At 57.7% G+C, this 24,186-nt stretch carries 17 protein-coding genes and 4 pseudogenes; 7 read left to right on the forward strand and 14 right to left on the reverse strand.

All coding sequences use genetic code 11. The annotated features are described in order from the left end of the window. Positions 1–20 precede the first annotated feature (20 nt). The 5 genes and pseudogenes from AC4LE2_RS05310 to AC4LE2_RS05330 all read right to left on the reverse strand — a co-directional run bounded on the left by AC4LE2_RS05310 (position 21) and on the right by AC4LE2_RS05330 (position 6,577). Positions 21–1,176, reverse strand: a pseudogene (locus AC4LE2_RS05310) (IS3 family transposase). A 92-nt stretch (positions 1,177–1,268) separates the two neighbouring features. Then, positions 1,269–3,071, reverse strand: coding sequence for a hypothetical protein (locus AC4LE2_RS05315; protein WP_491824629.1), 1,803 nt, complete (start codon positions 3,069–3,071; stop codon positions 1,269–1,271). A 191-nt stretch (positions 3,072–3,262) separates the two neighbouring features. After that, positions 3,263–3,631 (reverse strand): annotated as a pseudogene (locus tag AC4LE2_RS05320) (IS30 family transposase); the annotation flags it as partial. Between the two features lie 373 nt (positions 3,632–4,004). Beyond that, positions 4,005–4,212, reverse strand: a pseudogene (locus tag AC4LE2_RS05325) (IS66 family transposase); the annotation flags it as partial. A gap of 37 nt (positions 4,213–4,249) precedes the next feature. Then, positions 4,250–6,577 (reverse strand): hypothetical protein, encoded by a 2,328-nt coding sequence (locus AC4LE2_RS05330; protein ID WP_491824631.1) that lies wholly within the window; start codon positions 6,575–6,577, stop codon positions 4,250–4,252. 167 nt (positions 6,578–6,744) lie between these two features. Here AC4LE2_RS05330 and AC4LE2_RS05335 point away from each other — a divergent pair. Next, positions 6,745–6,879, forward strand: a pseudogene (locus AC4LE2_RS05335) (tyrosine protein phosphatase); the annotation flags it as partial. A gap of 224 nt (positions 6,880–7,103) precedes the next feature. Here the strand turns inward: AC4LE2_RS05335 and AC4LE2_RS05340 are convergent. The 4 genes from AC4LE2_RS05340 to AC4LE2_RS05355 all read right to left on the reverse strand — a co-directional run bounded on the left by AC4LE2_RS05340 (position 7,104) and on the right by AC4LE2_RS05355 (position 11,554). Continuing rightward, positions 7,104–8,090: a M14 family metallopeptidase gene (locus AC4LE2_RS05340; protein ID WP_491824633.1), complete on the reverse strand. Its 987-nt coding sequence runs from the start codon at positions 8,088–8,090 to the stop codon at positions 7,104–7,106. 69 nt (positions 8,091–8,159) lie between these two features. Further along, positions 8,160–9,491, reverse strand: a complete 1,332-nt coding sequence (locus AC4LE2_RS05345) for an MFS transporter (RefSeq protein WP_491824634.1) — start codon at positions 9,489–9,491, stop codon at positions 8,160–8,162. A 276-nt stretch (positions 9,492–9,767) separates the two neighbouring features. Then, entirely contained in the window at positions 9,768–10,688 is a 921-nt protein-coding gene (locus AC4LE2_RS05350; RefSeq protein WP_491824636.1) for a LysR family transcriptional regulator, read from the reverse strand. Positions 10,689–10,723: 35 nt separating this feature from the next. Next, positions 10,724–11,554, reverse strand: coding sequence for a hypothetical protein (locus AC4LE2_RS05355; RefSeq protein WP_491824638.1), 831 nt, complete (start codon positions 11,552–11,554; stop codon positions 10,724–10,726). 244 nt (positions 11,555–11,798) lie between these two features. On the opposite strand from AC4LE2_RS05355, the gene AC4LE2_RS05360 reads away from it, so the two are divergent. Next, a complete protein-coding gene (locus tag AC4LE2_RS05360) occupies positions 11,799–12,695 on the forward strand; it encodes a bestrophin family protein (RefSeq protein ID WP_491824640.1) in 897 nt (298 codons plus the stop codon). Positions 12,696–12,708: 13 nt separating this feature from the next. Here the strand turns inward: AC4LE2_RS05360 and AC4LE2_RS05365 are convergent, their stop codons facing one another. The 3 genes from AC4LE2_RS05365 to AC4LE2_RS05375 form a co-directional block, all read right to left on the reverse strand. Then, the gene (locus AC4LE2_RS05365) at positions 12,709–13,245 is read right to left on the reverse strand and encodes a cytochrome b (protein ID WP_491824642.1); all 537 of its coding nucleotides are present in this window, start codon (positions 13,243–13,245) and stop codon (positions 12,709–12,711) included. Further along, the gene (locus AC4LE2_RS05370) at positions 13,242–14,303 is read right to left on the reverse strand and encodes a catalase family peroxidase (protein WP_491824644.1); all 1,062 of its coding nucleotides are present in this window, start codon (positions 14,301–14,303) and stop codon (positions 13,242–13,244) included. The genes AC4LE2_RS05365 and AC4LE2_RS05370 overlap by 4 nt, the downstream gene beginning before the upstream one ends. A gap of 106 nt (positions 14,304–14,409) precedes the next feature. Beyond that, positions 14,410–15,654, reverse strand: coding sequence for a M20/M25/M40 family metallo-hydrolase (locus tag AC4LE2_RS05375; RefSeq protein ID WP_491824646.1), 1,245 nt, complete (start codon positions 15,652–15,654; stop codon positions 14,410–14,412). Positions 15,655–16,825: 1,171 nt separating this feature from the next. Here AC4LE2_RS05375 and AC4LE2_RS05380 point away from each other — a divergent pair. Then, complete coding sequence (locus AC4LE2_RS05380; RefSeq protein WP_491828052.1) at positions 16,826–17,533, forward strand: methyl-accepting chemotaxis protein; 708 nt, start codon at positions 16,826–16,828, stop codon at positions 17,531–17,533. Positions 17,534–17,691: 158 nt separating this feature from the next. Continuing rightward, a complete protein-coding gene (locus AC4LE2_RS05385) occupies positions 17,692–19,551 on the forward strand; it encodes a bifunctional diguanylate cyclase/phosphodiesterase (protein ID WP_491824647.1) in 1,860 nt (619 codons plus the stop codon). 16 nt (positions 19,552–19,567) lie between these two features. Here AC4LE2_RS05385 and AC4LE2_RS05390 read toward each other — a convergent pair whose 3' ends face one another. Beyond that, entirely contained in the window at positions 19,568–19,654 is an 87-nt protein-coding gene (locus tag AC4LE2_RS05390; protein WP_491828053.1) for a small membrane protein YohP, read from the reverse strand. A 127-nt stretch (positions 19,655–19,781) separates the two neighbouring features. After that, positions 19,782–20,510 (reverse strand): DUF4198 domain-containing protein, encoded by a 729-nt coding sequence (locus AC4LE2_RS05395; protein WP_491824649.1) that lies wholly within the window; start codon positions 20,508–20,510, stop codon positions 19,782–19,784. Positions 20,511–20,689: 179 nt separating this feature from the next. Here AC4LE2_RS05395 and AC4LE2_RS05400 point away from each other — a divergent pair, with 179 nt between their 5' ends. From AC4LE2_RS05400 to AC4LE2_RS05410, 3 genes are read left to right on the forward strand one after another with little or no spacing between them, the layout of a single operon-like run. Further along, a complete protein-coding gene (locus tag AC4LE2_RS05400) occupies positions 20,690–21,619 on the forward strand; it encodes a substrate-binding domain-containing protein (protein WP_491824651.1) in 930 nt (309 codons plus the stop codon). Positions 21,620–21,678: 59 nt separating this feature from the next. Next, on the forward strand, positions 21,679–23,190 hold the full coding sequence (locus AC4LE2_RS05405; RefSeq protein WP_491824653.1) for a sugar ABC transporter ATP-binding protein: 1,512 nt from the start codon (positions 21,679–21,681) through the stop codon (positions 23,188–23,190). Beyond that, the gene (locus AC4LE2_RS05410; RefSeq protein WP_491824655.1) at positions 23,153–24,157 is read left to right on the forward strand and encodes an ABC transporter permease; all 1,005 of its coding nucleotides are present in this window, start codon (positions 23,153–23,155) and stop codon (positions 24,155–24,157) included. Before AC4LE2_RS05405 ends, AC4LE2_RS05410 begins: the two co-directional genes overlap by 38 nt. The last annotated feature ends 29 nt before the right edge of the window (positions 24,158–24,186 follow it).

Below are 24,186 nucleotides of genomic sequence, written 5' to 3' on the forward strand. Positions count from 1 at the left end.
CGGCACCAGTGGACACGGGTTTAAGCACTCATCCGAGCCTCGTAGGCATGTGGGCTGATGTGCCCCAGTGTGCTGTGACGACGCTGGCGGTTGTAATCGATTTCGATGTATTCAAACACCGCTTCACGCATTTCAGCACGACTGCTGAATTGCTCGCCATGAATGCATTCGACCTTCAAGCTGTGGAAGAAGCTCTCTGCACATGCGTTATCGTAGCAGTTACCCTTGGCGCTCATGCTGCATCTGAGTTGGTAGGCGACGATCAAGTGCTGGTAGGCCGCAGAGCAATATTGGCTGCCACGGTCGCTATGCACAATGACACCACAGGGGTGTTTGCGCCGCCATAGCGCCATGCGCAAGGCATCGCAGACCAGATCCGCCGTCATGCGCTCGCTCATAGCCCAGCCGATTACCATGCGTGAGTACAGGTCAATGACCGTTGCCAGATAGAGCCAACCCTCATTGGTGTGCAGGTAGGTGATATCGCCTACCCATTTCTGGTTCGGTGCCGAGGCGGTGAAATCCTGGTTGAGCAGGTTCTTTGCTACCGGCAGCGTGTGGCGCGAGTAGGTGGTGGCTTTGAACTTCCTGGCGGCTTTGGCGCGCAGCCCCTGCCTACGCATCGAGGCAGCAACGGTCTTGCGGTTGCAGGTCAGCCCCACGTCTCGTAGGTCGTGACACAAGCGCGGCGCACCACTACGGCCCTTACGAGCAGCGTAAGCATGGGCCACCTGCTGATCCAACTGGGTTCTTCGCTGCAGACGTGCTGATGCGTTGCATGAGTGCCACGCGTAATAGCCACTACGCGCAACGCCCAGCACGCGACACATGGCCTTGATCGAGAACTCCAGGGTATGAGCCTGCATGAAGGCGTACTTTACTTGAGGTTCTTGGCAAAGTACGCGGCGGCCTTTTTTACGATGGCCAGCTCCTCCGCCTGCTCAGCCAACTGCCGCTTGAGCCGTGCATTCTCGTCGGCAAGCGATTGCTCGCGCTCGGTACTGTCCTTGGCCTGATGCTTCTTGTTTTTCCAGCCGTAGAGCTGCGACGCATGAAGTCCGAGCTGCTCAGCAGCCTGTTTGACGCCGACCCGGTCGGCCAAGGCCAGCGCTTCATCTTTGTAGGTTGAGAGTGACGATTACGGGTGTGTTTCATCGTTTTTGCTTGGCTTGCCATGGTTCACCTCGTTGCAGTGTATCGCTTAACGGGGTGTCCACTGGAAGTGGGCAAGATCAGCCCAGGGCGCGATGCCGAAACATGCTAGTCTCTCATGTCATGTGCTCGGTTAAAGCGTGCAATGCTTTGATTTGATTACTGACAGATAGCGTTTGTGCACAGTCGATCACACGCTCTCTATGTGCGCCTTGTATTCCGGCTAGACCTTCAATGGCCTGGGTTTTATTTACTTCATTTACCATATGTAACGTAGCGTCAACCAACCGACCACATTGATTATCGGTTAGATTCTTGATAGCCTTTCCTAAACCTGCGATGGCTAAGCTTTTTTCAATTTCATTATTCATTGCAAGCGTAGCCGTGACCAATTGTTCGCGCTGGGGTGAAGTAAGTAACCCGATTGCTGTGCCTAGCTCGGAAATAGTGATCGCCTTATTTTCACTGGTCATTTCCAGCATAGCCTCAAATAGCGAGGCTTGTTGATCCCCTGTTAGAAATTCTTGGTTTTTAATCAACCCAATTAAAGCATCACGCTTGTGCTCTTCCTCCGTAAATACTGATGCAGCCGTTACCAAACGGTCCCTATCGCTGATACTAAGCATATGCAGTCCATCAGCGAGGCCCCTAATAGCATAGCTTCGATGTGCTTCCATTGGAATAGCGAATGCATCATTGACCAAGGCGTGATGGAGGCTATGATCCATAGGGTGCTTCAAAAATTTTAACTCTGTGCCACACCTATGAATAAAATTTGCTTTATCTTGATCTGGAAAATTAGATATTTTTAAACTTAGTTGGGTGAGTATTTCAATATATTGGGTATTATCAAACTTGGCTAGGCTATGGGTAAGCGCATCGATAACCCGAGCTCGATCATCAAGATCAGTTAGGGAAAAGGCAGCATCTATCAATCCGTTCTGTTCTGCCGGTTGCAGTAAAGCCAAATGAGGGCTTAAAGCATTGAGCGCATCGGCCCGTAGCTCTTCATCTTCAATGGCTAAGGCCGCTTTGGCAAGCTTGGTGCATTGAAACGGAGCAAGAGCATCAAGGCCCTCAGCCATTCCACAAATAGCAGCGCTGCTGTAATCAGCATCACTAATATGTAAGGTGGTATCGACCAAAGCTTGTTTTAGATCTTCATGAAGCGAATGCAAGCCTTCTCCGAAATGCAAAATGGCCCGACTTTTACCATCGTTTTCCATACCTATAATGGTGTTTACCAAAGACTCATGTTGCCTAGAATCAAGCACGTGCAACCCTGAACCCATATTGCCTATAAAGTCGCTTATGTGATCTTCTAAGTTTTGGTCTTGACACTCGATCGCGAAGTCAACTAGCTCTTTCTGCTCTGCTTTGCTTAGTGCTGGCAACCGGCTCGCCCAATCAGTAAGAGCTTCCAATTGTTCTACTTCATCGTCGCTCGAAAATGCCAATTTCAAAGCCTCTCTTCTTTTGGTTGCCGTAACCAATTGGAGAGTTGAAAGAGGACAGGTGCTTAGACTGGTAAGAGGTAATCTATGTACTGCATTAATAATTTTTTTATTCATCCTATGTTTTAGTGCGGTGTTTTTATCACCTTCGAGAACTGTACGTAGGTGTTTGTTTGCCACCATCAATGCTTCCATCGAACTCGCGCCCTGAAGCCTATTGGGATTAGCTTGTACCTCACGGCCTACAGCTTGTTGTAACTCTGTAGGTAAATCAGCTAAACGGAAGGGTGATATGGGGACCGTCGGCCGTGCGTCTCCAGGTGTTCGGTGTTGATCTGCAACTGCCGCAGTCGCCACTTGTACCCCGCCATTAGGGTTCAAAATTTTAATTTCACCTGGAAACTCAATATCTTGGTTTGTAGGCGGGTGTAGCATGGTGCGCTCGCCTGGAAACTGAATGGCCATTTGCACGACTCCTATGATTAAGATTAACCGAAATGAGTGGTAAATCCCGCCATAGAGTTCCGAAGCGCAGCGATATAAGCGCTGCCTGACTGCCTGCTGCGGTGCGGACCGTGACACCGCTTAAGCGTTGGCTTCCGTGTACCGAATCAGCTTTCTTAAAAGGGCGGTTGCAAAGGCTGAGTGCAACACAGCTATTGAGTTAAGGAGGAGGGGGGCTGGTGATGCTTAGCCATCATGGCAGTCATCATTTCAATGGGGCACTTATAATCAAATCGCTGACGCGGACGGATGTTCAACTGGTATGCAATGGCATCCAGTTGCTCCTGACTTACACCTGACAGATCGGCCCCCTTGGGCAAATACTGGCGGAATCCGTTGATGTTTTCGTTGCTTCCCCGCTGCCAGGGGCTGTGTGGATCGCAGAAGTAGATCGCCACGCCGGTGCGCTGAGTGATTTCAGCGTGCCGCGCCATTTCCCGACCTCTGTCATACGTCAGCGTTTTACGAGCCGCCAATGGCATACGATTCAATGTCGCACTAAAGCCCTCAACGGCCGAGGTGCACCTGTAATGCGGAAAAGCGCCTTGGAAAAGGTGCTGTTCGAAGGAAAAACGATGAGTTAAAAGCAGGAAAAGCCTGTTTACCTGACCAGGCTAGCTTTTTTGAACCTCGGGCCACGAGGGCATCAGAAATCGATGCCTACTTCAGAGCTTCCTTAGGTGTTCTAGCTTTCAGGGTATTAGTCAAAATATGGTCTTTCTTGGTGCGAATTCTGGGGAGCACGAACACTTCACCCTTAAAAGCCTACCGAGTGCAAGCGTCTGGTGAAGACACTGTTCAACATGATGCTTTGTAAGCGCCGGGGCATTTCATCTTGAGTAACTAAATTGGTTGCCATCGATGCGGCAGCAGCTCTTCGATCTCACTCGCCCGCTATGTAGGCAGCCGTGTCAGCACATCTTTCAGATAGGCACACGGATCATGCCTGTTCATGGGTGCCGATTGGATCAGGCTCATGCTTGAGCGTTCCAGTGTCCACGCTCGTATCTGGTTTTCGTCCTGGTTGTTGTCGATTGGGCACGGCCCCGTCTTCTAGGTAGCGCGTCAGCGCTACCCAGCGTTTAAGGCTGTAATGAACAGCACCCCCTGAACACCATAGCCGTGTAACCCACGCGCGCTTATTCACCGTCACTCACGAACAGCCCTGGGCTCGATCTTCCACTGGCGATTGAACGTTCTGTCACAAACCAGTCCAAATACGGCCGCAGCGAGCTCCGCGCACTGGCGCGTACCTCGGGAAGCTTATCCGACAAATAGGCAGCGCTCAGCGTGTCTATATTGTCCTTCTTTAGTCTTTTAAGGACATGCCCTTCAAGGCTGCAATAGCGCGTAAACCCATTTGCCTGCACCTTGCGATTTTTTAGCGCCGAAGCAGACAAGTGTTGCGCGCCTTCGTCAGAGGCATCCGTTAATGAGTCGTGGTAGCGCGACAACCAGAATTTGTTCTGTTCCATGATCGCCTGTATTTCACGATCGTGAACAATATCAACCCCACGCTGTGGCTTGACGGTCTTCTCCACCTGCCAATCGACGAAAGGCCGCACATTGCTCATAAGCTTTTCGCGATTAGCCAAGTTGCCCGGATAACGATCGTAAATAAAATTATTCATTGCCTCGGATAGGCCTGGAAGGTCAAGCGTGGTGGAATCTATGTGCTTTGCTGAAAGCCACTGCATGAAATTCTTCGCCGCAGCCCCACGGCTCTGTTGAACGAAAGGGCTTATCAGCTTGCCACCGTCGCCAGCAGGTGTCTGCGCTGCAGTCGCTAGCGCATTGCGATAATTGCTCAGCCGCTGCGTATTGGTGTGCGCCCAACGGTCCGTAGGTGCAGCCGTGGCACCACCCTTTTGCGTAGAAACGCTACCGGTGATGGCCCATTCAATGTACTTGTTCAAATTGCTTTCTTCGGCACGCCAGCTAGAACTAGGTTTTGCGCCTTCCGTCAGCGTGAACTTAGCTTGCAGGTAGTCATTCTTCAAACCATGCCATTCGTCCTCATCGAGTGACTCAAGCGTATGATTACCCTGGATCCAAGAGACGAACGCGGACGCAGTAATGCCACGATTCTTGCGCGGATTTTCCCCAATCAGGGCCGCCGCCTGCCCAGGTGCTGGCGTTGCAGCGTCCCGTAACGCGCAATGGTATTGGCTCAGATACTGTGCATTGCTTTCAAGGCAAGCCAGTTGATCTTGGCTAAACGCAGTGGCGGCGGTAGCGCTACCGCCTTGGAAAGCATGGTTGCGCCATTCGAGAAACTTGCCGATTTCGCTTTTAAGCTTGTCAACGGTGGCCTTGGTGGCCTTGGTGGCCGTCTTACGATATAGCTCATCCAGTTCGCTGGACATCGCATCCAGCGCTAGCGTGCGAACGTTCAGTCCCTTGTCACTGAGATGTTTGATCAGGCCCGAAGCGGAGCTGGCACGGTTTTGCGCGGTTTTGGCGCTGATGGGCTTGCTGATGATGGGCGTGGGTGTGCTCTGCGCAGACTTCAGCGCCGCTCGATAATCCTCAAGCACCGCCCGGTTGGCCTGGAGTGCTTCTTCACTGCCCTCCACCTGACTAGTCAACACGCCGCGTTGCTTCTGCACAGCCTCGGCGTGCAGCCAATCCAGATATTTGCCGACTTGGTTAGCGAGTACATGAGAAGTCGATGTATTGGCACCTTCACTGCCCTCGCGCTTGCGTTTGCGCAGTCTTTCCCGGCCTGCGACATATTCATCCGCGCGCGCCTTGAGGTCGGCAGGTGTCAGCTCGCTGACTGCATGTTCATTGATGCTCATCCATTGCAGATAACCCGACGCGGTAACGCCGCGCTCTTCGGCCACGGCCGCACTGATCATTGTTGTGCCATCGCCGGCTTGGCGATTTTTCTGTTCCTGTAGCGCCACGCGGTAATTGCGCAAGCTCTGCATATTACCCTGCGCGACTGCCTGCTGCCGCTCGGTAATTGCGATAACGACGCCCTGTTGAATGGTGATCAAGCCATTTTTACGCCAGTCCAGGTACTTCTCTAAAGCGGAATCCATTGACGCTCGGCTATTGTCGCCAATGCCATCAATTAATCCCTCAGGTAATCGGGCGAAGAGAAATTCGTTTTTCAGTTGGCTCAGTTGCTCCGGCGTTTGATTTTGGGCTTCGATACCGCGCTCACTCATATAAGAGACTAGCCGCTGTGCCATGTTCTTGCGCACCTGCATGGCAGCTGGGCTCAATACCTTGCCGCCATCCCCTGCATCTAGACGCGCAGCCTGCTCCAGGGCGATAACATAATGCGCCACATGGTCGTCATTTCGATGGCGCTGGTCCACGTACCCCATCCGGGGCCGCTCGGCTACCTCGCTGCTGACGGTATTGGACGGTCCAGCTTCGGCCTGCTGTATGTGGGCATTATCCGCGGCAACGGCCGGCGAAGTACGATGGGCGAAGGCGTTCGAAATCGGAAACATTTTTCACTCTTGAGCATAAGGCAGGTCAGGTGTGCTGAGCCTACGGCTGACAAGGAACCACTGTTGAGTAAACAGCTGCTTGGACACACTGAGTGAATTAACGCGAAAAAAGGTTCCCTGTGTTGTGCAGGGCACGCCATTGCATAGGCGGCGCACGCCTCTCACCGCGCGCTGGCCTTCGCAGTGACCGCTTGGAATTTATCTCGCTGTTTTACAAATACGCCAAGCAAAACCCCAAAGAAGCACCACGCTCATGGTCAGAATGGCTTGCTGATCCGGATACTGCTTCTTCGCGCCCCTTCACTGCCGGCCTCGGCGATTCAGTCATGGGGGCCAAGCGTCTGAGTTTGGCCAATGAAGGTTATACGCGGGTAAACATCTCAATGCTGCTAAAGCAGCTTGGCAAACTCAAAATCGAACCCAAGAACGTTTCGGTGAGCGTTCAACAGCGAGTACTTAGGGCTTAATAATAGTTGCACCCTGGTAATCAAGGGCAGCACGTTATTTCGCGCTGCCCTGCACTTAATCACGGCGCCTCAATGACCTTGGCCAACCGCACCACTGTCACGCCTTCGCCAAGGTGGCGCACGGAAGGCTGTATCAACACGCAGTTGTCGTAGGGCGTCACTACCTGCTCCTCGCCGTCGTGGGCAATGACGGTGCCGGCGCGTTCGATCAGCTCCAGGCCCTTGAAGTCTTCAGAGAAGTGAAAATCCATGGTCTTGGCGATAATCGGCTCGGTCACCTCAAGAAACTGCTGAGCGACGGGTGTGGCGGGTTGTAGAAACGGGGCGACGTCAGCTTCATCGACCGTGCCGGTAAGCATCAAAAAGCGCGCTGCGGTGTCCAGGGCCACGGTGGCGCTGATGGCAGAGACATGCTGCCCTGTCTCGATGAGCAAGGCGTTCTTTGGACTCGACTCATCACCAAACCCTTGAAAGTCGCGCAGCCGTCGGCCGTTTTTGTGCCCAACGTCGGCAATCACGTGTGCCGGCACACCCAGCTCTGAAGCCATGCTCAAGCCTTTTTTGCAGGCGCCGCTCATCATGATGGGCGCGGCTTCTTCATGCATGGAATGGATATCGAGGAGTAGGTCCACCGTTTCAACTACGGGTCGCAGTGCCCTGGCACGGCACAGCTCCCGCGTTTGCTCAGGGCCATCAAGGCGGCTCTCGACCCATACACGGTTCATGTCCTCGTCAAGGTAGCGGGTGGCGTCGATGTTCTGGGGGTCGAACTGGTGGTAGGCCTCGACGTTGCCAAACGCAAGCGTCAAGCGGCCACGACGAGGGCGCAGCCCGGCTTTTAGAAAGCGGTCAAGGGTGATTGCGCCACTGACTTCGTTGCCATGGGTTAGCGCCATAACCATCACATGCGGCCCTGGCACGTCGCTGTCGAAACAATGCACATAATCAATACCTGATGCGCTGTGCTTCCACGGCGTGAGGTCAGGAAATTCGACCTCGATGGGGTAAGGTTTAAGCGTAGCTCGTACGTCTTCGAGTGTTTTCATGAGGGTGTCTCCGGCAGTAAAAAAGGCTCGTGCACCGTGCCGTACCCAACGGCACGGCGCGGCGGGTTATCAATGAAAGGCGGGGTCGCCAGCTGAAAGCCCGGTGTTGCGCATGCGCCGGGCGAGGCAGACCACGGCCAGCACACTGATCAGTGCGGTGCCGATCACGTAGAAACTGGGCGCCATCTTGCTGCCGGTTGCGTCAATCATCCAAGTCACGATCAAGGGGGCGAACCCGCCGAACAGCGTGACTGAGAAGTTGTAGCTCAACGCCAGCCCGGTGCCCCGGATGCTGGTTGGGAAAACGTCCGCGAGCATGGCAGGAATAGGCCCTAGGCTAGCGGCGATCAAAACGCCCACCAAGGCTTGCACCAAGAGTAGGGTCGTTACGCTAGGGAAGTGAGTGAGCAGCAGGAACAGGGGGTAAGATGACAGCCCTGTTGCCAGCAGTGCTACGGTCAACACGGTGAAGCGGCCGTACCGATCCGACAAGGTGCCGAACACGGGCGCCATGACCATCAGCGTCAAGCCGGTTACCAGTGCGCCCAGGTAGGAAGACGTGGCGGCAATGTGCAGCTGTTTGAGGGCGTAGGTGGGCATGTACAGCTTGTGCACGTAGTTGAACGCGGTCGCACCAGCGACCACACCAACCGCCAGCAACAGGCTAAGGCGGCCCTTCACCAATACATCACGCAACGGCGTTTTCTGCGGCTTGTCGGCAGCGACTTTCTGGAAGTCAGGGGTTTCGTCGATCTGGCTGCGAATGTAAAACCCCACCGGGCCAATCAGTAAACCTATTCCGAAGGCGACACGCCACCCCCAGTCAGCCAGTTGTACATCCGTCAGCAGGTAGCTGAGCAGCGCACTGACACCTGCGGCCAATACCGTTGCCAAGCCTTGGGTGGACAGTTGCCAGCTGGCAAAAAAGCCCCGGCGACGCGCGTCGGCATGCTCGACCATGAAGGCGGTGGCTGCGCCAAATTCACCCCCGGTGGAAAACCCCTGGAGCATACGTGCCACTACGATCAGCAAGGGGGCCGCCAAGCCGATCTGCTCATAGGACGGCGTGCAGGTGATCATCAGCGTGCCGATCATCATGATGAGGATCGACAGGGTGAGCGAAGCCTTACGGCCAGCGCGGTCAGCATACGAGCCCAACACGATGGCGCCGAGTGGGCGCATCAGAAACGAAATCCCAAAGGAGCCGACGCTCAGCAGCAGCGACGTGGTCTCATTATCAGAAGGGAAAAACAGCTTGCCGATCACCACAGCGAAATAGCCGTAGATGAGCAGGTCGTAAAACTCCAGTGCGTTGCCAAAGCTGGCGGCGACGATTTCCTTCCAGGGCCCACGCTTGCCGGTGAGGGGCGCAGAATTCAAAGCGGATGATGGTGTGGTCATAGCGGTGCCCCGGCGAGTTCACGAGAGGATCAACGGCCGCAACCCGGCCATGGAACCCTATTGATCGAGTTATTTTTTTGAAGGCAGCCAAGTGGCTGCGAACGGCAGCGCCGCTGAGGTGACGCCAAGGGTCATGTCATCGGCGTGCATCAGACGCGGTACCCACTTTCAATCAGCACACCGCCAGGGACAATTGCTGATTCGGCACAGCCGCGGGCTGTTTCGGCACGGGGTGCAAGGGCGCGCGATCACCGCGCGGTCAGTGGCTAAAAAGAATTAGCCCGCGCCCCTCATTGGTGCGTCGTCCTGCAGCCCTTTCCAGATGCTCATCAGCAATTCACCGCGATTGGCGCGCAGCCGATGCAGCGAAATGTCGAAGGTGAATTGATACTGCGGGCCGGCAGCGATCACTAATTCCCTAGTACGCAATGCCGTCTTCACGGCCATGCGCGGCAGCCAGGCCAGGCCATTGCCGCGCCGAGTCATTTCGAGAATCGCCTCGTAGGAGTCAGCTTCATAAATCATGCGCAGGCTGAGCCGTTGCGGCAGGCTGGCCAAGTGGCGAGCCAGGGCGCCGCGCAGGGTGAGCGAAGGCGACAGTGCCAGCCATGGCACCGCGGGCCCCTGGCCCTCGGCGGAAATACAAAACTTCGGTGTGCCATCGGGTAAAGGCGCGCTCACTGGTAAGAGGGCCTCGGTGGTCAACGTCATGGATTCAAACCGCTCGGGATCGATCAGCAGGTGAGTTTGCGGGCTGGAAAAAATCAGCAGTAAGTCAACCTCACTGGCGGCCAGGCGCCTGATCGCTTCCTGAGCGCCGCTGGTCACGAGAGAGACAGGGAAGACCCCGAAGCGGTCAGTTAACGTTTCGTACCAATCTGGGAAAAAGTCGCTGGCCAGGGTGCGGCCTGTGGCAATGCGCACGGGAGTGTCCGGGTTATGGCCTGCCGCCTGGAACTGCGCCCGCACAGTGTTCAGCAGCTCAAGCGATTGGGTTGCGGCATCCAAAAACAGCAAGCCGGCCGGCGTCAGCGATAGCGGCTGTTTGCGTTCGATCAGCGCCGCGCCTGCCCACTCCTCCAAGGCCCGAATCCTGCGACCGAACGCCGGGTGAGTCACACACCGATTCTCGGCCGCCCGTGACAGGCTACGCACGCGGGCCAGTTCGATGAAGTCTTCGAGCCATTCCAACTGCATGAGACGTTCCTGTTTCAAGAGTGCCTACAGGAAGACTACGTGCAGTGAGCCCGGTGCGTACATGCCTTGAATAACATTCGCCCTTCCGGGCATGGAGGGTAACGCTCGAGCCAACGCAGCGAACGGAAGGTCTCACGCACAGGCGCCACGAGCGTTGTGGGGTTCTCCATCGCAGCGAAATGGCCGCCTTGGTCGGCTTCGCCAAAGAACCTCAGGTTGTCAAATCGCGCACGTGCCCAGCGCTCTGATAAACGCAGTTGTTCGCCAGGAAACATGCTTATCCCGGCAGGCGTGGGTAGGGCAGCGGGCAGGCCGCTTCGCTGCATCTCTCGGATGGCCTCCCAATAGAAACGCGCCGAACTGGCCCCGGCGTTGGGCAACCAGTACATCATGATGTCGTCGATCAGGGCGTCCAGCGCGATGACCTGTTCTGGTTGCCCGTCGCTTTGCGATACATCCTGGAACAACGCGTAAATCCATGCCGCCAGGCCGACAGGGGAATCCGCTAGGGCAAACCCTACTGATTGTGGGCGCGTGCTTTGTAGCTTCATGTACCCCGAATACACCTGGTCATAGCGTTTCGCATCCGCCAGCATGCGTTGTTCCTGCGGCGTAGCCTGTGCAATCTCGTTCTCAGTGGGCTGGAACGTCACCATGTTGAGGTGAATACCCACCAGCCCAGGCGGGCACATATGCCCCAGTGCAGTAGTAACGGCTGCGCCCCAGTTGCCCCCTTGAGCAGCCCACCGCTGCCCGTAGCCCAACCGCTCCATCAGGGTTATCCAGGCCATGGCTGTTTTGCCCACGCCCCAGCCGGGTGTGCTCGGCTTATCGCTGAAACCAAACCCTGGCAGGGCGGGGATCACTACATGAAACGCATCGCTACCTCCACCCGCACCCCGGCATTGGCCGCCGAGGGGAACCGGATTGGCTGGGAAGGGGGCTTCTCGCGGGTTCGAGCAGCGATCCTGGCAGCTTCTGGAGTGCCACCGCCACATTTAAGTGAAACGGTTCAGGCGCCCGTCGGTTTGCCTCGTAACGTGCGAACCTTTATCCCAAAACTGGCGTCCGAGCTACGCATTAATGCTGATTGCCTGTGCGAGGTTCGTCTTGAAAGCTGCCATCGTTAAAAAGTACCGTTTAATCATCAAGACCATGGGCTATGTGGGCTGGGCACTATTCTGGCTACTGCTGTGGGACATTGCCGTCACTGTCGACTTCATGCTGGTGCTCGACAGCAAAATCAATTTGCCACTGATGCCGTTGACCCTGCTGGGTTCGGCGCTGGTGGTGTTGATCAGTTTTCGCAACAGCAGTGCCTATGGCCGCTGGTGGGAGGCTCGTACCCTTTGGGGCGCGATGGTTAACAGTTCGCGTAGCTTTGCCCGCCAAGTACTGACCTTGGTGGACAACGACGGTATGGAAGAGAACCCCATCAAGGCGGTGCTGATACGCCGCCAGGTGGGGTATGTGAACTGTGTGGCGTCTCAACTGCGCGGCCAACCTTGCCATGAGCGGATCCGAGCGTATGTGCCTGCCGAGGAATTCGAGCGCAATCGCAGCACCAACAACTTTGCCAACGATATCCTCAACGGCTCTGCGGCATTATTGGCCCTGGAATACAAAGCGGGGCGTCTGGACAGCATTCGGCTGTCCAGGTTGGAGTCCACCCTAGTGGATTTGTCTAACAGCCAAGGCGGCATGGAGCGGATCGCCAATACACCGTTGCCCTACCCCTATGTGTATTTCCCACGGCTGTTCATTTCGCTGTTCTGCCTCATCGTCCCCGTGGGGTTGGTGGAGTCGTTAGGCTGGTTTACACCTTTGGCGTCTACGGTAGTAGGTTTCATGCTGCTGGCGATCGAACGTATTGGTACAGACCTGCAAAGCCCCTTCCATACCAGTGAGCACGAGATCCAGATGGACACCATCTGCCAGACCATCGAGAAAAACCTCGACTCCATGCTGCGGGATTCCCTTACCGGGAACGAGGCGCGGGTGCACTAACCCACGGCGCCAGTCAGCGGCCGCGTGCCATGCTCCTGAGCACCCCATCACGCCGGATCAGGCCGTGGTACAGCGCAGCTGCCAAGTGCACAAGCACGGTGCAGAACAGCATGTACGCCAGGTACCCGTGGGCGGTGCGCAGGAAGGCAAAGGTTGCCGCATCGGGCTTGAGCAGCGGCGGAAGGTATACCCCGGCGCCGAGAGTGATCGGGTCGCCAGCCGCTGACAACATCGCCCACCCTATGAGTGGCAAGCTCAGCATCAAACCGTAGAGCAGCCAGTGGGAAGCCTTGGCCGCCAGTGCCTGAGGCGCCGGCAGGTCTGCGGGCAACGGCGGCTGACGAGTGGCCAGGCGTACCGCCAGGCGAACGACTGCCAAGGCGAGCAGGGCGATCCCGAGTGGCTTGTGCAATTGAACCAGCCATTCGTGTCGGGCCGAGACCGACGCTACCATGCCCGCACCTACGAACAGCATGGTCATTAGCCCAAGGGCCATTGACCAATGTAACCAGCGCGCCAGGGGTGCAAAGTGACGGGGTGGGGTGCTCATGGGCGCTGCTCCTGGGGCGAGTGAAGGGTGTCGACTTCGCGGGTGCGACGCAGGTAGCCATCGGCATAGGCCGCTGAACGGGCAGGTAGCAACGGATCGCCTGAGGTTTCGATCCCCTGCGGCAGGATGGTCGGGTCGTAGTTGATGTCCCGGCACGGGCCATCGAGCTGCGACACGGCGCGGTCCAGAACGAGGGTGCCTGCATCAAGGGTGCGTCGATCGTCAGGCCAGCGTTTGCTGGCATCATCCACCGGGTCGCCGGGGTTCGCGAAGGTCACGCGCAGGGTCCAGCGCAAGGGGCCAGCTGCCAGCCGCTGCTGCAGGTCCTGTGAAAGGTAGTCTGCGCCCTCGCCCGCGCTGGGGGAGGGGGTCACGCTCTGCGGGATCACTTCCCAGCGCACTGCTTGACGGGTGCCATCGCTGGCCACCAGGTAGAACGCATTGAGCCCGTCATAACGCTCGGTGGCAAAGCTGGCAGACGGCTTGGCGGTTTTTACCCACGCCAGGAAGGGTGCGGTTTCAGGGTGGCTGGCATAAAAGGCTTTTTGTGCGGCAGGGTCTGGCTTGCCCGTGGCAGGGTCGGGTCGGCTGGCTTGCAGGCTGGCAAAGAAGGCCTCGGGGGTGCCCACTGGGAAAACCGGCATGCTGTTCATGCCGGTACGCCACTGCTGGCCATCCGCTTGGGTGAAACGCAGGGCCAGGCTACGAATGGGCACGCTGCTGTCAGGGGCATAAGGGTTGCCCCCCGGCAGCGCAAAGCGGCCCACCACGGGCGTGCGCCCCTGGGCGAATACCGCAGCTGTGGAGGCTTGTGCCAGTTGGCCACTGCTGTCGAACCAGCCACTGACGCACACGCCCTTTGCATGGTTGCGGCGGTAGCCGGGATGCTCCCCCGCATTGGCCTGTAACGTATCCACCACCAAGGCCGGGGTTACGCGGTGTGGGTCCAGCCAACCGTGTACATACGCCATAGTGGTGGCCAGTACCACCACCGGCGCAGCGATCAAACCAAGCCTGGCGAGGGTTGCCGCAGGGCTCAGGGGAAGGCGTTTCGACATTGCTGTAGGCTCCAGGCCGGATAGTCACCTAGCCTGACGCTACCCCTGAGCGTTTATTCCCTTTAAGCCATTAAGTCATTACTGAGCGCGCAAGGCCTAGGCGGCCTTAGTACTTGCCACTCAACTCCATGATCATCCGGGTGAGCAGGTAGATGCGCGGGGCGACACTGTCCACTTCTGCGTACTCTTCAGGCGTGTGGATATTGCCACCCACGATGCCAAAGCCGTCCAGGGTAGGGGTGCCCACGCCGGCGGACAGGCTAGAGTCTGCGGCACCCCCGCTGCCTTCAATGGTGAGCGTGCGGCCCAGCTCGCCATAGATCGATTGCGCCATGGCAACCAACTTGTCGGACTGAGCAGTTTGAGGCATAGGCGGTAGGCCGCGTAACAAGCTGGTGGTCACCTGCGTATCCGCAATCAGCTTATTGGCCGAGATCCTGGCCATGTCCTGCTCCACGCGGTCGAACTCTTCGGGCACGGCCACGCGTACGTCCGCCTTGGCGGTCGCCTGGTCAGGGATGACGTTGGTACGGTCGCCGGCCTTGAGCACCGTGAAGTTGACCGTGGTTTTCTTCTCCTCATCACCTAGCTTGCCCAGTTGCAGGATCTGGTGCGCGGCCTCCATGGCGGCGTTGCGGCCCAGCTCCGGCGCTACACCGGCATGGGCAGCCTTGCCTTTGACGTCCACCACGGCAGTCGCGCTGCCCTTGCGCCATACCACCAAGCCATCAGCGGGCCGGCCTGGCTCAAGGTTCAGCGTCACGTCGTGGGCTTTAGCGGTCTTTTTGATTAACGCGGTGGCGGCGTCCGATCCGGTCTCCTCGCTGGCGTCGAGCAGGAAGGTAATCTGGGCGTAGTCCTTGAACCCCATGTCCTTGAGGGCCTTCAGGGCGTAGATGCCTGCCACGATGCCGCCTTTGTCATCCATGACCCCAGGGCCATATGCTCGCCCTTTTTCGATGCGGAAGGGCCGTTCTGCTGCCGTGCCTTCCTTGAAGACCGTGTCCATGTGGGCCATCAGCAAGATCTTCGCTTTGCCAGTGCCTTTTAGGGTCGCTATCACATGCTTACTGGTATCAGGCGCGGTGTTAGGCACCCTCTCGATGGTTGCGCCAAGTTTTTCCAGCTCGTCGATCGTAAGGGCAGCCACCTGCGACAGCCCCGGTTCATACCCCGAGCCGGAGTCAATGTTGACCAGCCGCTCCAACAATTTAAGCGCCTCATCCTGGTAGTGCGTTGCACTGGCTTGAACCTGCTTATGAGGCTCCGCCATCACGGCTGGGCTCAGCGCTGAGAGGCTTATGGCGAATGCCAAACGGCGAGCAAGGGGGGAGAAGGGAAGTCGCGGCATGAATTGAGTCCTTGTTTCAGATGAAAGGCGAACGCACTGTACATGACAATTTAGTAACAACTGAACCATGGGCCTTGACTTTGAGCGTTCTCGGCACTGTTCCATAGCAAGGCCCTATTACCTGTTGGGTTAATTTCAATTGTGTGAGTGAGGGGCAACCCCGTATTGTATTGAAACGAATGCTGGCTCAGTGATATCAGTGGCTGGCGTAGTTTCGCTCATTCCCGAGATCGCCCTCATGACACGCTCTTTTTCCCTGGCCACACGTATAGGCCTCGGCTTCGCGGCCGTTGTATCGCTTCTCATCCTGATCACCGCTGTGGGTATCCAGCGAGTAGGGTTTATCGATTCAACCCTGGGGGAGGTCAGCCGCAGCGCCGCCCAGATCCAGCGGTATGCCATCAACTTCCGCGGCAGCGTGCATAACCGGGCGATCGCCATACGGGATGCGGTGCTGGTAGATAACGACGCGGCCTTGGCAGGCCACTTGGCTGAAGTTACCAGCCTCGAAAATGCCTATATCGAATCCGCCACGCCCATGGATCAGCTGCTGAGCTCGCCTACTGCCACGGCGCAAGAGCAGACCATGCTGCGGGCCATCAAAGAGATTGAGCAGAAGACACTTGCCTCTACAAAAGCAGTCATCGACCTGCGTCGTACGGGTGACATCGCAGGCTCGCAGGCGTTGTTGCTGCGTGAAACCTCGGCGGACTATAGCGAATGGCTCAAGCGTATCAACGCGCTGATCGACCTTGAAGAGGCGTCGATCAAGTCTCAGCTCAGTGCCGTACAGGCCACTGCCAGCCAGTTCCGCGGGCTGATGCTGCTGGCGACTGGCATAGCGTTGCTGCTGAGCATTACCTTGTCGGTGTTCATCATTCGCTTTGTGAAATCGACCCTGGGTGCAGAGCCTACTGAAGTGGCGCAGGCCATCGAGCGCCTGGCGGCCGGAGACCTGCAGCAGACCATCGTTACGCGCTACCCCGACAGCGTGATGGGGGTACTTAAAACAGCATTGGGTCGGCTGTCTGACACCATTACCCAAGTGCGCATCGCAGCACAGGAAGTGAATAAATCCTCTACCCAACTATCGGCCACCTCCAACACCAACAACGATCACATCAGTGCCCAGATTCGTGAAGCCGAGCAGGTTGCGACTGCAATCACCCAAATGGCTGCTACGGTCGGTGAAGTGTCGGGTTACGCCTCGGAAGCCGCAGGCGCCACGCGTCAGGCTGATAACGAAGTCGTGAGCGGTAACCGCTTGGTTGGGGACACGACCCATGCGATCGACGAGTTGGCCGTTACCTTGGCGCAGACCACGTCGGCGGTAGAAGCGGTGTCAAAGCACAGCGAAAAAATCGAAACCGTAATCGAAGTGATCAATGCCATTGCGTCGCAAACCAACCTGTTGGCCCTGAACGCTGCCATTGAAGCGGCCCGTGCTGGCGAGCATGGCCGGGGCTTTGCAGTGGTGGCTGATGAAGTACGCTCATTGGCTAACCGTACCCAGCAGTCAACTGAAGAAATCCGTCAGATGATCAGTACCCTGCAAAGCGGTACCGAAGCGGCCGCACAAACAATGCGCAGCAGTTGCGACTTGGTCACCCGTACCGTTGCCCATACGCGCAGCGCTCAACAGGCCCTCTCCAAAATCAGTGAGGAAGTAGGGGCGATCAACCACATGAACGCACAGATCGCCAGTGCCACTGTTCAGCAGAACGCGGTTGCCGAAGAGGTCGCGCAGAACATCAACCGCATCCATGCCTCTACCGTCGAGTCCGCCAGCGGCTCACGGCAGGTTGCCGCTGCCAGCCAGGAGCTGGCTCGGTTGGCCGATCGCCTTACCGAAAAGGTCGCGATGTTCAAAGTCGCCTGACCCCTGAAGTGGCCTGCGGTTCATACCGCAGGCATCGCACTCGTTGTAACGTCAGTGACTCAAGTTTTCCGTGCCTGATTCCGATACAGACCGTGCCTGCCTTATGTGCCGTGGCACCTTGGGCGGCACCGGTCTGATTAGTCGCGGTCACAGTATTTATGCACATTGCTCCTGTTCCACCCAACGAAGCCGCACGCGTGCGCCTGCTACACAGCCTTGCGTTGCTGGACACACCCGCCGAAGAAAGCTTCGACCGTGCGACGCGCGTGTTGGCGCAGCTTCTACAGGTGCCTATCGCACTGGTGTCGCTGACCGACGTAAACCGCCAGTGGTTCAAGTCCAAGGTGGGCATAGAGGGGTGTGAGGTCCCACGTGACATGGCTTTTTGTGCGTATGCCCTGGGAAGCCGGAACATGCTGGTTGTCGAAGACACCCTCAAAGACCCTCGCTTTTGTGACAACCCCCTAGTCACCGGCGAGCCTTTTACCCGGTTCTACGCGGGCGTGCCCTTGGGAACGGAGAGCGGCTTGGTCGTGGGCACCTTATGCGCACTGGATATACGCCCCCGCGTGCTCACTGAGGCCGAAAAAGCCGCGTTCCTGGACTTGGCCCGGATGGTAGAGCGCGAGTTGCTGCAACGTTCCATGGCCACGGCCACGCGCGAGATGAACGACGAGGAACGCAAGGCGCGTGCTGTGGTGGAGGCGCATTTCGCCACGGTGTTTCAGCAAGCGCCTACCGGTAAGGCGTTGGTCGACCTGGAAGGGCGTTTTACCGAAGTGAATGCAAAGCTGTGTGAAATGACCGGGTATACCCGCGAGCAGCTGCTGCAAAAACGTGTGGCGGACACTACGCACCCTGATGACCTGGCAGCGGACCACTCGCTGTATGCCGAGCTGATGGAGGGCATGCGTGATACCTACTCCATTGAAAAGCGTTACAAGTGCCGAAGTGGCGGCTGGGTGTGGGTTGAGGTAAACGTGGCCGTTGTAAGGGATGAGCAGCGTCGGCCCTTGCACTTGATCGCAGACATTCTAGATATCTCTTTGCGTCGGCACAGCGAAGACTTGGTCAAGGAGCACCAGGCCGAGCTTGAGCACAGGGTTGAACAACGAACGGCAGAGCTGCGCTTGAGCCGTGGTGCGCTTCAGACCATTACGGACAACCTGCCTATCTTGATTTCCCACGTGGATCGCGACCTGCGCTATCGCTTCAATAACGATGTGTACCGTCAGATCTTCGGGATCGACCCCCAGACGCTGATAGGTAAACAGATCAAAGAGGTGCTGGCCCCCTCCCTTTATAAACAACTGCTGCCGTGCTTCCGCCGGGCCCTGGCAGGGGAGCGCGTGGTACACGATAACGTGCATTACGAAGGTAACGGCGAGCGTGTGTGGGCTGTTACTTACATACCAGATACCCGCGACGGGGAGGTCCATGGGTTCTTCGTCATGTCCCAAGACGTAACAGAGCGCAAGATTGTCGAGCGGTCGTTGCGTGACGAGGCCATGCGCGACCCATTGACGGGCTTGCCCAACCGCCGGGCCTTCAACGACATGCTCAGTGAGATGGCCCAGATGAGCGCGCCTGCCTTTGCGCTATTGTTCCTGGACCTCGACGGCTTCAAGGCGGTGAACGATGTACACGGTCACGACTTTGGTGATGCATTGCTAAGAGAGGTCGCCACGCGCTTGCAACACACCGTGCGCAAGGCAGATTTCGCCTGCCGCCTCGCAGGGGATGAGTTCGTCGTGCTGGCCCAAGGTGTGAGCGCCGAAAGCACGGCCAGGCGGATTGCCCACAGCCTCTGCACCGCGATGGCCAAGCCCTTCGTATTGTCCGGTGTAACGATCACAATTGGCGCAAGTGTTGGGGTTGCCCTGCATGCTGAAGGTGCTGGCGGCTCTCCAGAAGGCATTCTTGCCCAAGCGGACGCTGCCATGTATCAAGCCAAGCGACAGGGCCGTAGCGGTTATCGGTTGGCGGGCGAGGCCTGGGAGCAGACCTCGGATCGGTAATGCGGCGCTTGTTGGTTCAGAAAATGAACTTGAATAGCGCAATTACCACGATCAGGCCGATCAGGAAAATGATGCCCATGGTACCGCCCAGAAACTTCAGCATGGTCTTGCTCCTTACGTAATGTGTAAGGGGTAGACACTAAGAGGGCGCTAAGCGTTTCCTTCAATCGAAGCGGCGAGGTATTTCGCGTACCGGGCCAGGGCCGGTACGCGAAATACCGCGCGTGGAATCACTCCGCGTGAGGCGCCCCTACAAAGGTGAGCGAGGCAAAGTAGGCGTGGCTGTCTACGTTTTTGTCGCCTTTGACCGGCACCATGGCCTCCACGGCCAATACGTTCAGCCCTTCGTTGCGAATGGGGATGCTCACACGCCCCTGGGCATCCGTCTTGCCACTTACGGCAGTGGGCGCGCCTCGGTAGTCACCGAACAGCGCCACGTCGGCCATAGGCTTGCCATTGCTTAGTACCTTCACCGGCAGGGCCTTGCCTGGGCCGAGGGTAGTGGGGTCTACCTCTGGTACGATCACCAGCCCCAACGTATCGACCGCCGGAAGTTTGGTGTAATGCTCGTTGATCGCCATGCTGTACTTGATCACCTGCATGGCCTGTTTGGCGTCTTTAACATCAGTGCGGCCTTTGTTCGACCAGGTGCCATCGGCGGCCTCGCTCCATGCACCGGCATCCAGCTCAACCACCGTGACGGCTGCATCCCCTTTGGGCGCGAGACGAGCATGGTCGGTGAGGCGCTCGATGGTCAGCGGCAAAGGTTTGCCGTCTGGCCCGTAGGCCCAGGCGCCTTTGACGCTGGCCCCATCGAAGGCGTCGTCTTCGGCCCCTTCGCCGAGCACTACCTCGATGTGCCCGCGGCGGTGTTCGGTCCAGAGCCCATGAGCGCTCACGGAGGTGCTGATGAGCAAGGGAACAGCGACAGCGATGGTGAGAAGACGAGCAGAAATCATAGAAACCTCTCTAGGGGTAGGCCCGCGATCCTACCTAGGTGTAAGCCCCGTCGCTTTCCTAGACTGTTACCATATATTTACGAGTAGGCAGCCTTGCCAGCGCATTCGGGCTCTGCTAGCGTGGCCTATGTTAACGATGACATTCTGTACAAAAACAACAAACGACAGGGTCTAACACCATGCATACCTTCCCCAGGTTTCGCTTTGCCCGTACGTGTCTGGCTGCCGCGCTGCTAGCCGGGCTGCCGCTGGCCGCCACTGCGGCGCCCACCCCGCTGAAAGTGGGTGCCTCTTTCCAGGAAATCAACAACCCGTATTTCGTCACCATGAAAGACGCGCTCCAAGAGGCCACTGGCAGCATCGGCGCGACCTTGCTGGTGACCGATGCCCATCACGACGTCTCCAAGCAGCTCAGCGACATTGAAGACATGCTGCAAAAAGGCATCGATATCCTAGTCATCAACCCTACCGACTCCGTAGGGGTGCAATCGGCCGTGAAAATGGCCCATGACAAGGGCGTGGTCGTGGTAGCGGTCGATGCCCAGGCCGAAGGGCCGCTGGACACGTTCGTCGGCTCCAAGAACTTCGACGCTGGCGTGCAGGCGTGCCAGTACCTGGGTGAGAAGCTCGGTGGCAAGGGCGACGTCGGTATTCTGGACGGGATCGCAGTGGTCCCGATTCTAGAACGTGTACGCGGGTGTAAAGAGGCCTTGGGCAAATTCCCAGGGATGAAAATCGTCAGCATCCAGAACGGCAAGCAGGAGCGCGACCAGGCGTTGACCGTGACTGAAAACATGCTCCAGGCCCAGCCCAACCTCAAGGGGCTGTTCAGCGTCAACGACAACGGTTCGCTGGGTGCCCTGGCGGCCATCGAGGGCAGCGGCATGGACGTGAAACTGGTGAGCGTGGACGGCGCGCCCGAGGCGATCAAAGCCATTCAGAAGCCGGACAGCAAGTTCATCGCAACGTCTGCTCAGTATCCCCGCGATCAGATTCGAATCGCCCTGGGCTTGGCCCTGGCCCGCAAGTGGGGTGCTCAGGTGCCCAAGACCGTGCCCGTGGACATACTGTTGGTCGACCGCGAGAAGGCCAAGACCTTTAGCTGGTAAGGCGCCGTGGCGCCACGCGGCGCCACCGGCACGGCAGGCAGCGGCAAGCAAGGTGAACCATGGGCAGCCTTTTGCAGTTGAGCGATATCTCCAAGCGGTATTACGGCGTGCAAGCGCTTAAGGGCATTGCTCTGAATGTGGAGCAGGGCGAGATTCACGCCGTCCTGGGTGAAAACGGCGCGGGCAAATCCACCCTGATGAAGATCCTGGTGGGCGTCGAGCACCCTGATACCGGCACGATTCATTTCGATGGCCAGGTGCGTCAGTTCGCGACGTACCACGATGCTATCGCGGTAGGCATCGGCATTGTCTTCCAGGAGTTCAGCCTCATCCCTTACCTCAATGCCGTGGAGAACATCTTCCTCGGCCATGAGCAGGTGAACCGTGTTGGCGTGTTGTGCAAGCGTGCCATGCGGGTAAAAGCCGAAGCACTGTGTGCCCGGTTGGGGGTTACGATCGACCTGAGCTGCCCGGTGCACCACTTGAGCGTGGCCCAACAGCAATTCGTGGAAATCGCCAAGGCCTTGGCACTTGATGCCCGTCTGCTGATCCTGGACGAGCCTACTGCAACGCTAACCCCTGGCGAAGCGGATCTGCTGTTCGACGTAATGCGTGAGCTCAAGCGCCAAGGCGTGGCGATGATCTTTATTTCTCACCACTTGGAAGAGATTTTCCAAGTGTGTGATCGCATCACGGTGCTGCGTGATGGCGCAAACGCAGGCGGCATGACCACGGCTCACAGTGATATCGACCAGTTGGTACAGATGATGGTAGGCCGCAAACTGGAAAACGCCTTTCCACCCAAAACCACGGCGGTGGGCAGGGACGTGGTGCTGGACGTCAAGCAGCTGCGCCTGACCCGCAAAGGCCCTGATAACCCATTCGTCCTGCACCGTGGCGAAGTGCTGGGTTTCGCCGGCCTGGTGGGTTCAGGCCGCACGGAGCTGGCGCTGGCGGTGATTGGCGCGCTCCCCAGCTTCAGCCGCGAAGTGCTGCTCAATGGCGTGCCGGTGAAGTTACACGACCCGGCGGTAGCGCTGGCCCACGGCATTGGCTTGCTACCCGAAAGCCGCAAAAGTGAAGGGCTGATTGTGGACTTCAGCATTCGCGAAAACATCTCGCTCAATAATCTGGGCAAGTACGAACGCGCCAGCAAGCTGATCGACCGTGGCCGTGAGCGGGACAGTGTCACGGGGCTGATGAAAGCCCTGGCGATCAAGGCACCAGGCCCTGAAACCGCCGTCATCAACCTCAGTGGTGGTAACCAGCAAAAGGTGGTGATTGCCCGCTGGGTGAACCATCAATGCAAGGTGCTCATCTTCGACGAGCCCACCCGTGGCATTGATGTAGGTGCCAAGGCGGAAATCTACACCCTGATGCGCACGCTCACCGAACAAGGCTACGCCATCATCCTGATTTCCAGCGAGCTTCCAGAAATCATTGGCATGAGTGACCGGGTGGCGGTCTTCAACAAAGGCGCGATTGTTACCACCCTGGAAGGTAGCGCCATCAATCCTGAAGAGGTAATGCGCCATGCGACCGCAAGCCAGCGACCTGAACTCGCCCATTGAAAAGGCCACGCTGCCTTATGCACGACCCGGCAGCGACTGGGCCCGGCAGTTGATCCGATCGCCTGCCTTCTACCCGTTCGTGGGTCTGCTGCTGGTGACCACGTTCATGATTTTCGCCAGCGATAACTTCCTCACAGGCGCTAACCTGGAAAACATCGTTCGCCAGGTGTCCATCAACGCCATCATCGCAGTCGGCATGACCTGCGTGATTCTCACGGGTGGAATTGACTTGTCTGTGGGGCCGGTAATGGCGTTGTCCGGCACCCTCACGGCGGGGCTGCTGGTGGCCGGGGTGCCCGCGCCTCTGGCCATTGGCGCGGGCCTGGTGCTCGGCGCAGGCTTCGGGTTGGGTAACGGGGTACTCGTGGCCTACCTGCAGATGCCGCCGATTATCGTCACCTTGGCAACCATGGGGATCGCCCGGGGCTTGGGGCTGTTGTACACCGATGGCTACCCCATCGCCGGGCTGCCGGAGTGGTTCGCGTTCTTTGGCCGGGGCAAGGTGCTGGGCATTCAGGTGCCAATCATGATCATGCTGGTGGCTTACCTGCTGGCTTGGGTGTTGCTCCAGCACACCCGCGTCGGTCGCTATGTGTACGCCATCGGTGGCAATGAAGAAGCCGTACGGCTGTCTGGTGTTCGCGCCCCGCGCTTCAAGTTGATGGTGTACGCCATCAGCGGCTTCACAGCGGCGCTGGCCGGGCTGGTACTGGCGTCTCGGTTAATGAGCGGGCAGCCCAATGCCGGGGCCTCCTTTGAACTCGATGCCATCGCAGCCGTGGTGCTGGGCGGCGCGTCTATTGCTGGCGGCCGAGGCGTGATCCTCGGCACCCTGGTGGGGGCGATGTTGCTGGGCGTGCTCAATAATGGGCTGAACATGCTGGGCGTATCGCCCTACGTACAAAGTGTGATCAAAGGCGCAATCATTTTGCTTGCCATCTTCATCAGCCGTCAGCGTCGGCGCTAAGCGCTGTTACCGATTCCGGCATCGCGACG

This window comes from Pseudomonas sp. 9.3L, assembly GCF_058536285.1.